The organism is Microbacterium sp. UBA1097 (assembly GCF_002313585.1).
Classification (GTDB): Bacteria; Actinomycetota; Actinomycetes; order Actinomycetales; family Microbacteriaceae; genus Microbacterium.
In genome coordinates, this window is record NZ_DCBW01000013.1 from 91,839 (window position 1) to 100,664 (window position 8,826).

Consider the following 8,826-nt stretch of genomic DNA (forward strand, 5'->3'; position numbering starts at 1 on the left):
CAGTCTTGTCGGTCACTCGATTTCCTCCGTTTCGGGGTCGCTCGGGTCGGGTTTGCGTGCGCGGCTCGGCTGGACCCGCGGGGGTTCGCCGGGCATCTTCGGGAACTCGGGCGGGAAAGGCAGCTCACCGAGTCCGTCGGAAAGGTCTCTCTCCCACCACTCCAGCAGCGTGTCGATCCTGCCGCGTACCTCGCCGAACCGGGCCCAGGGGTCGCCCACCTCGGCCAGGCGCTCCGGCACGGTGCGCACAGTGAACGATGCCGGATCGACGGATGCCAGCTCCTCCCAGCTGATCGGGGTGGCAACAGTCGCGGCCGGCAGGGCTCGCGGACTGTAGGCCCCCGCCATCGTTCGGTCGCGATTTGCCTGGTTGAAGTCGATGAACACGCGCTGGCCGCGCTCCTCTTTCCACCACTTCGTGGTGACACGGTCCGGCATCCGTCGCTCCAGTTCGCGACCGGCGGCGATGACCGCGTGCCTGACGTCGAGGAACTCCCACTCCGGTTCGATCGGGCAGAACAGGTGGATGCCGCGGTTGCCGCTTGTTTTGATCCATGCCTCGAGCCCCGCCTCCGCGAGCACCTCACGGAGCGCAGGGGCGACGGCCGCGGCATCCGCGAAGTCGGTTCCGGGCTGCGGGTCGAGGTCGATGCGCAGTTCGACAGGGTTGTCGGTGTTCTCGGTGCGCGATGCCCAGGGATGGAAGACGACGGTGTTCATCTGTGCCGCCCAGACGACGGCGGCGGGCTCGGTGAGCACGATCTGCGGATGCCGACGCCCGCTGTTGTAGGTCACGGTGACGGTCTCGATGAACGACGGCGCGCCCTTGGGCGGGTTCTTCGAGAAGAACATCTCACCCTCGATCGAGTCGGGGTAGCGCTCAAGCGAGACGGGACGGTGGCCGTTGGCGGCGAGGAAGGGGCCTGCGACGGCGAGCAGGTACTCGGCCAGCTCGCGCTTGGTTATGCCGACCGCTGGCCACAGCACACGGTCAGGACTGGACAGCCCGACCTCCCGATCGCCGTCGGGGCCGGGGATGGTGAGGGTGATCCGGTCAGTCGCCATCGTCCGGGGCCTCGACCATCAGCGGGGCGAGGTGGTCTCGGTTCAGTCGAATCCAGGGACCGGCGGGGTCGATGAGGATGCCGGCGAGCTCGGGGTCTGCGCGAAGCGCCGCGCCCAGTTGCGCACCGGTGACGGGGGCGGGGCGGTCACCGCGCCCGAGTGCTGCGATCTCGATGGGGTGCGTAAACACTTCGATGAGGCGGTCGCCGTCGGCGGTACGGGCTTCGGCGACTCCGACCTGATCGGACCCTTCGGGCTTGTTCACCGCGATCCACAGGCGTGAGGAAGGGATGGCTGCCACCACCTCGTCGGGCGTGGACTCGGTGCGGCGGGCAGCGAGCAGCTTCTTGACGCTGAACTCGGGGTCGGCCTGCTCCATCATCTGAGCGATGAGGTCCCGAGAGAGCAGCGCCCTGGCAGGGGCGGATGCCGGGTCAATGATCAGTCCGGCGTAGGTGCCCGACAGCAGGAACCGCAGCACCGCCTGCGCGGGCTGCGCCATCGCCGAGGTGTCGGTCGCGCCGTCTGCGGCAAGGCTGGCACGCAAGGCCGCGACACCGCTGTAGGCAAGGACGTACTGCTTGTCACCGATCGTGGTGATCGCCAGCGGAATGTTCTCACCCTCGGCGAGCATTCGCTTGGCATCTCCCTTGACGCGCAGGAAGAGGTGTCCCTGCAGCAGCTGACGGGCAACCTGCAGGAGTTCCGCCGGCTCGGGTCGTTCGGGGAGCTTTGACAGCGCCGTCACCAGCGGGCCGTTGTCTTGGACGCTGGGCCGGGGCGGCGCTTCTGCGTCGTCATCGGCCGCCGTTTCTGCCGCGGCGTTCGCCGCGGGCGCGGGGGCCCCGAGGCCCTGGAACGACGACATCGAGATCCCGACCACCGCGTCGAAGTCTGGTTCGTCGTCAGCGACCGCCGAGGGCTGCGAGGCTGCCGGGTCGGCGTCGGATGCGGCGTTGGCGACTCCCGTGTCGTCAACGGATGTCGTGTCGTCGGAGGCGCCCTCGGGCGTCTCGGCAGGCGTTGCTGCGGGGCGTCGAGAGAACAGAGCCATGCTTCGAGGCTACCGACGTCGCGCGTGGATCAGGACCAGGGTTGTCACAGTTCGGGAAACGCGGTAAGCGTGGATGCCGTCTTCGGCCGGGACTACAGCAGCGTGAGCAGCTGGGCGAGCAGGATCTTCACGACCAGCGCCGTGGGATAGACGAGGCTGTAACCAAGGGCGACGCGGACGTCGTGGCCAGTGCGTTCCTGGGCGAAGGCGAGGATCGCACTGTTCGTCTGCGCGCCGGCGATGACACCCGACAGCTTCGTACCCCCCAGGTGCAGGATGTGCCGCACCAGCAGGTAGGTGCCGAACATCGCGAAGGATGTCACGACCAATCCGATCCCGACGAGCGCGACGATCTCTCCCGACGCGATCGCCTGCAGGATCTGCGATCCCGCCTTCGACCCGGCGTAGGCGAGGAAGATCAACAGGCCCAACTCGCCCAGCGCGGTGGCAGCGGCGTTGGGGATCGTCGTCACAAAGCGGCCGATCCGCCCGATCCTGCCCATCACGAGGCCGACAATCAGCGCTCCGGCTGCGGCTCCCAGCGACAGGTGCGATCCGCCCGGCAGCGGCACTTCGATGAGGCCGAGCAGCATGCCCGCGGCGATACCGAGGCCGAGAGCCACGGGGTTGAGGTCGGCCATGCCGCGTTCAGAGTCGCCGAGAAAGGCCGTGACCGCGGGCAGCTGGTCGCGGGGAGCGACAACACGAAGCCGGTCGCCCTGGTGCAGCACGAAGTCGGGGGTCCCGAGGAACTCGACATCCCCGCGCCGCACCCGCACGATCGTCGCACCGAAGCGCTCGGCGACACCGAGCTGCGCGATCGTGCGTCCCGACCAGCGCGAGTCCGACAGGATGATCCGCCGGTAGTCCAGTCGGCTGCGGTCGTGCGTGATGTTGAGCGTCGACGGATGCCCCAGTTCCTCGGTGACGGCTGCCACGACCCGCTCCGGGCCGACCACATTGATGATTGCGCCCTTCTCGAGCACCGTGTCGGGACCCACGACGACGACCTCTCCGTCGGGGCGACGCAGGCGCGAGACCAGCACCCGGCCGCCGTGCCGCCGCGTGAGGTCGGTCATCGTGGGGGTGCTGTCGGTGTCGATGCGGATGACGAGGTCGACGATCCGTGGTGGTGCGTCAGCGTCTGTGCGACTGTGGCGAAGCGCGAGTACGACGGCTCCCATCGCACCAACAACGCCGAAGATGTAGGTGCTCGCATACCCGACTGTCGCTGCTGGGCTGCCCCCGGTAGCAGCGAGGGCGGGTGTGCTCGTGACCGAGCCGGCGTACGCACCGGCGATCGTTTCCGGCGACAGATCCAGAGCTGTCCCCAGGCCCAGCGTCAGGGCTGCCGCGACGATCATGATGACCGAGACGAGCAGCAGCATCCAGTACGACGTGCGAAGCGCATTCACGAACCCCGGCCCTGCGATGACGCCGATACTGAAGGCGAAGAGCACCAGACCGAAGTCGCCGACGTACGAGGGCACCTCAATCGTGACCCCCTGGGAGACGCCCCAGGCGGTGAGCGCGATCATCGTGAAGAGCACGGCTACGGCGCCGAGCGACATCCCCCACAACCGGATGCGGCCGATCGCCGCGCCGATACCCGTGACCAGGAACAGCACGAGCACCGGGTGATCGGCGAGCACAGTGAGGACTGACGCGAGGGTCATGGGCCTCCTTCTGCCAGCGGGCCTGACCTTCTGTGGGCCCTGGGCGCCGGTGCACCCTCGCTCACGCCGTCATCGCGATCGTACGCGCGCCCACGGGTGGCGCTCAGGGGCGAAAGTCCTGGCGCCCCCTCCCAGACGCGACCCTCAGAGCTTTTCGATCGGGGCGATCTTGATCAGGAGCTTCTTGGCGCCCGCGCTATCGAAACGAACATGCGCGACGCGCTTCGCGCCCTCGCCGGTGACAGCATCCACTCGACCCTCGCCGAAGTCGTCGTGACGGATGCGATCTCCTGGCGCGAGCTCCATGTCGCCGTTGTCGCGCACCTTGGCCGGGATGCGGTTGGCGAACTTGTCGATCGATGTCGACTTCGGCACGAGCGCGTCTCCGTAGCGGCCCGAGCCCCCGAAACCACCGCCGCCCGAGCCGCCCCGCCCTGGCCGCGCATTGAGGGCGCGGGACTGGGAACCCCCACGGGAGTTCACATCACCCGGGGACTGGCGCCAATCGATGAGCGTCGCAGGGATCTCTTGCAGGAACCGGCTGGGCATCGCTACCGACACTTCGCCGAACTGCGCTCGGGTCATCGCGAGCGTGAGATAGAGCCGCGCTCGAGCACGCGTGACGCCGACGTAGAACAAGCGCCGCTCTTCCTGCGGTCCGCCCGGTTCCCCGGCCGAGATGCGGTGCGGGATGAGATCCTCTTCGACGCCCGTGATGAACACGGTGTCGTACTCCAGCCCCTTCGCCGTGTGCATCGTCATGAGAGACACGGACCCGCTCGCATCGTCGAGGTCGTCGGCATCCGCGACGAGGGCGACCTCGGTGAGGAAGTCGATGATCGTGCCGTCGGGGTTGTTGCGGGCGAACTCGCGTGTGACGGCGACGAGTTCGTCGAGGTTCTCGACGCGCGCTTCATCCTGCGGATCGCGGGAGGCGCGCAGCGCGTCGAGGTAACCCGACTTGTTCAGAAGCAGCTGAAGCCCTTCGGCCACCGTGGTGGGCGGCGGGAGCTCACCGGAGGACGGGAGCATCAGGGCGCTCGCCTCAGCGAGAACGGAATCCAACTGCGCGATCGCGGCTTGGATCTTGGGGCCGACGCCGAGGGCCGAGGCGTTGGCGAGCGCATCGCGGAACGTGATCTGCTGGTCCGCCGCGTAGCGGGCGATGGCCGTCTCGGTGACGTCGCCGATGCCGCGCCGCGGCTTGTTCAGGATGCGGCGCACCGCCATCTCATCGGCGGGGTTGGCCACAGCGACCAGGTACGCGAGGGCATCCTTGATCTCGGCGCGTTCGTAGAACTTCGTGCCGCCCATGATCTTGTAAGGCACTGCCGAGCGGATGAAGATCTCTTCCAGCGCACGGGACTGGGAGTTCGTGCGATAGAAAACTGCCATCTGGCCGTACTCGACGCCGCGGCGGTGGAGGGCTTCGATCTCGTCAGCGACGAACTGGGCCTCGTCGTGCTGGGAGTAACCGGTGAAGCCGACAATAGGATCGCCTGCCCCGACGTCCGTCCACAGCTTCTTGTCTTTGCGATCGAAGTTGTTGCCGATGACGGCGTTCGCCGCCGAGAGGATGTTCTGTGTCGACCGGTAGTTCTGTTCCAGCAACACGACCTTCGCGCCGGGGAAGTCGCGCTCGAACTCGCTGATGTTGCGGATGTCGGCCCCGCGGAACGCGTAAATCGACTGGTCTGAGTCACCGACGACGGTGAGCGAGGCACCCTCGAGTTCGGGAGCCTCGTCGGGCTCGAAGATCATCATTCCGCCGACGGAATACGGCTCGGCTGCAGCCCCCGTGACAGGGCGAGTGAGTTCGTGAATAAGCGCGTACTGCGCGTGGTTGGTGTCCTGGTACTCGTCGACGAGGACGTGCCGAAAGCGCCGGCGGTAGACATCCGCAACCTGCGGGAACGCGCGGAACAGATACACGGTCTGGGCGATGAGGTCGTCGAAGTCGAACGCGTTGGCGCGCTGCAGAGCTCGCTGGTAGTCGCCGAAGATCTCGACGAAGAGGCGCTCGGCGGGGTCGCTCATGTTCGCCTGTCGCGCGAAGGACTCGGCATCCGCGAGTTCGTTCTTGAGCTTGGAAATCCGTCCCTGCACGCCCGCGGGGGTCAGCCCGAGAGCGTCGGCTTCGTGCTCTTTCACGAGGCGCTTGATGAGAGCACGGGAGTCGCCGGAGTCGTAGATCGTGAACGCCTTCGTGAACCCGAACTGCTCGGCCTCGCGACGCAGGATCCGCACGCACGCGGAGTGGAACGTCGAGATCCACATCCCGCGCCCGCGTTCACCGACGAGCTGCTCGACACGTTCGCGCATCTCACCGGCTGCCTTGTTGGTGAACGTGATCGCGAGAATCTGACTCGGATAGGCCTCGCCACCGCGCAGCAGCGACGCGATCCGGTGGGTGAGCACCCGGGTCTTGCCCGACCCCGCGCCCGCGACGATCAGGAGCGCCGGGCCCCGGTACAGCACCGCCTCGCGCTGCGGCGGATTCAGGCCGGTCAGCAGCTCGTCATCCACCACATCCATAACCCCGCAAGTCTATTCGCGACCCCGGACATCCGCCCGGCCCGTCGACTCAGCGCGGCGAGAGGAAGATGACGCCGCGGTAGCCTTCGGGTCCCCAGGCGACGAGGCGTTCCAGGTCATCGATGTGGATCGGAAGATCATGGGTATCGACCCAGGTCTCCCCCGTCGCCTGGTTCACCCACGGGTCCTCGACGACGACATAGGGGCCGGCAGCGGCGTGAGCCACGATCCAGTGCGGTCCGGGGTCGGCGTGCATCGGCGCCTCGTCGATGAGAAGCAGGGCCTGCTCGCCCGCGGCCACCCGCGCCGCGACGTCGGTCATCGGGATTCGGGCCGTGTCGACCGGGATGCCGAGATCTGCCGCGCGTTTGCGCGATTCCCGCTGCAGCTCTGCCCGAAAGTCGTAGTCGAAGCCGGTGAAATCCTCCAGCAGGACAGGTCCTGGGTGATCGAGTGCGACCTCCACCGCGCCGCGAGAGCCGACGTGCTCCTGCACCGTGACGGCCAGTCCGAGCGGTTCACAGGCCGGGTAGTTGCTGGCGCGACGCCAGAAGTCGATCTCGAGATCACGATCTGGCACGGTCTCGCCCCCGAAGCCGGGGCTGCCGTGGCGCTCGGTCGCGATGAGGGCCGCTACCGCTCCGCACGTGAAGAGGGTCGTCTGTCCGTAGTAGCCGGGCTCGTCATGGGTCAGGGGAATGAGCCAGTGCACGAGCCCCTGCGTCGCCTCGGTGCCGACAGCACCCCAGGGGGCGCGCAGGGGCGCGAACCCGAGCGCTGCGGCCGACGCGGGAACCGCGGCATCCTCGGGCAGTTCCCACTTCACGGCGGCGTCGCCGCGCTCAGCTGCCGCAGCGATCACGCCCGCGATGAGGCGATCGGCAGCGTCAGTCGGAGCCTCGGGCGAGGTCCACAGGTCGACGATCTTGGTCGCAGCTGTCGCGGGGCGACCGGACGTGAGCACGGCAGCCAGGATGCCGGCGCCGCTACCGAGCATGTGCGCCGTGGGGCGGTACCCGGCGCGCTCGACGCGCCAGCGCGCGGCTCGCTCAGCACCCAGAGCATCAGCCAGGCCGGCATCCAGAACCGCGGTGACGGCTTCTGCGCCTTCCGCGAGCACCGGTTCGATCGATTGCACGTCAGTCTTCTCTCTCGCCGGTACCCACCGACGTGTTCTCGCGGTGCGCGGCGGCAACCAGCATCCGGGTGTATTCGTGTCGGGGCTCGGTGAGCACCTGTTCGCACGGTCCGCTCTCGATCACGCGGCCGTCCCAGAGCACGGTTACGGAGTCGGCGAGCAGTCGCACGACTGCCAGGTCGTGCGAGATGAACAACAGCGAGATACCGAGGTCGTCACGCAGCGTGGTCAACAGCGCCAGGATCTGGGCTTGCACCGAGACATCGAGTGCTGAGACCGACTCGTCGCAGATGAGGAGGCGCGGCCTCGGTGCCAGGGCACGCGCGATAGCGACGCGCTGGCGCTGACCACCCGACAGTTCGGCCGGGCGCTTGCCGGCGAAGTCGGTGGGAAGCCCGACGGTCTCGAGCAGCACAGCCACATCGGATGCCGGGCGGCGCGCGACGGCGAGGGCTTCGCGCAGGATCGACCCGATCGACATCATCGGGTTCAGCGACGAGTACGGATCTTGGAACACGATCTGCATCTGCGCTGGTGTGCGCGAGCGGCGTCCCGGGGCGAGGTTCTCACCGACAAAGGAGATGACTCCGCCGTCTTCGCGCTCCAGCCCCGCGATACAGCGCGCGAGCGTCGACTTGCCCGACCCGGATTCTCCGACCACGCCGACGATCTCGCCTTCGCCGATGCGCAGGTCGACGCCATCGAGCACCGTGCGCTCCCCGAAGTGCTTCGTCACTCCCGTCGCCTGCAGGAGGGTCGGAGTCTGGTCGGCCTCGGGCGCAGCAGTTTCACGCGGCGGCGCGAGGACGGGGTCCGCGTCGATGAGCGCACGGGTGTACGGATGCTTCGGAGCAGACAGCACATCGCCGGTTGCTCCACGCTCGACGATGACGCCGTGCTGCATGACCAAGACGTCGTCGGTCCGGCCGCGCACGAGTCCCAGGTCATGCGAGATGAGGATGACCGACAGGTCCCGACGTGCCTGCACCGCGCGCAGCAGGTCGAGGATCTCGGCCTGGTTCGATGCGTCAAGCGCGGTGGTCGGCTCATCCGCGATAAGGAGCTTCGGGTCAGCGGCCAGCGCCGCCGCGATAGCTACCCGCTGCCGCATGCCGCCCGAGAGCTGGTGCGGGAAGGCTCGCGCGACGCGTTCAGGGAGCTTCACCTCGGCCAGCCGCGCGGCCACCTCGCGAGCGAGGTCGGATGCCGCGATCCGCCTGTCAGATGCCGCCTGCAGCGTCCACGCGATCTGATCCCCGCACCGGTGCACCGGCGAGAGGCTCGTGAACGGATCCTGCAGCAGCAGCGCGACGGTGGACCCGCGCACCGACGTCCACGCTGCAGGTGCGGCATCCAGC

Annotated in this window: 6 protein-coding genes; all 6 read right to left on the reverse strand. The window is 67.9% G+C overall.

What is annotated here, in order from left to right; all coding sequences use genetic code 11:
* Positions 1-12 precede the first annotated feature (12 nt).
* Positions 13-1,065: a non-homologous end-joining DNA ligase gene (gene ligD / locus B4F19_RS03705; RefSeq protein ID WP_292732884.1), complete on the reverse strand. Its 1,053-nt coding sequence runs from the start codon at positions 1,063-1,065 to the stop codon at positions 13-15.
* Complete coding sequence (locus B4F19_RS03710; protein ID WP_292726165.1) at positions 1,055-2,119, reverse strand: SseB family protein; 1,065 nt, start codon at positions 2,117-2,119, stop codon at positions 1,055-1,057. Before B4F19_RS03710 ends, ligD begins: the two co-directional genes overlap by 11 nt.
* A 92-nt stretch (positions 2,120-2,211) precedes the next feature.
* Positions 2,212-3,795 (reverse strand): aspartate:alanine exchanger family transporter, encoded by a 1,584-nt coding sequence (locus tag B4F19_RS03715; RefSeq protein WP_292726167.1) that lies wholly within the window; start codon positions 3,793-3,795, stop codon positions 2,212-2,214.
* A 144-nt stretch (positions 3,796-3,939) separates the two neighbouring features.
* Positions 3,940-6,330 (reverse strand): ATP-dependent helicase, encoded by a 2,391-nt coding sequence (locus B4F19_RS03720; RefSeq protein ID WP_292732885.1) that lies wholly within the window; start codon positions 6,328-6,330, stop codon positions 3,940-3,942.
* Positions 6,331-6,379: 49 nt separating this feature from the next.
* Positions 6,380-7,468 carry a peptidase C39 family protein gene (locus tag B4F19_RS03725; RefSeq protein WP_228179113.1) on the reverse strand — a complete coding sequence of 363 codons (1,089 nt, stop codon included), beginning with the start codon at positions 7,466-7,468 and terminating at the stop codon, positions 6,380-6,382.
* Position 7,469: 1 nt separating this feature from the next.
* Positions 7,470-8,826: ATP-binding cassette domain-containing protein (locus B4F19_RS03730; RefSeq protein WP_292732887.1), on the reverse strand; the 1,357-nt coding region annotated here is incomplete at its 5' end.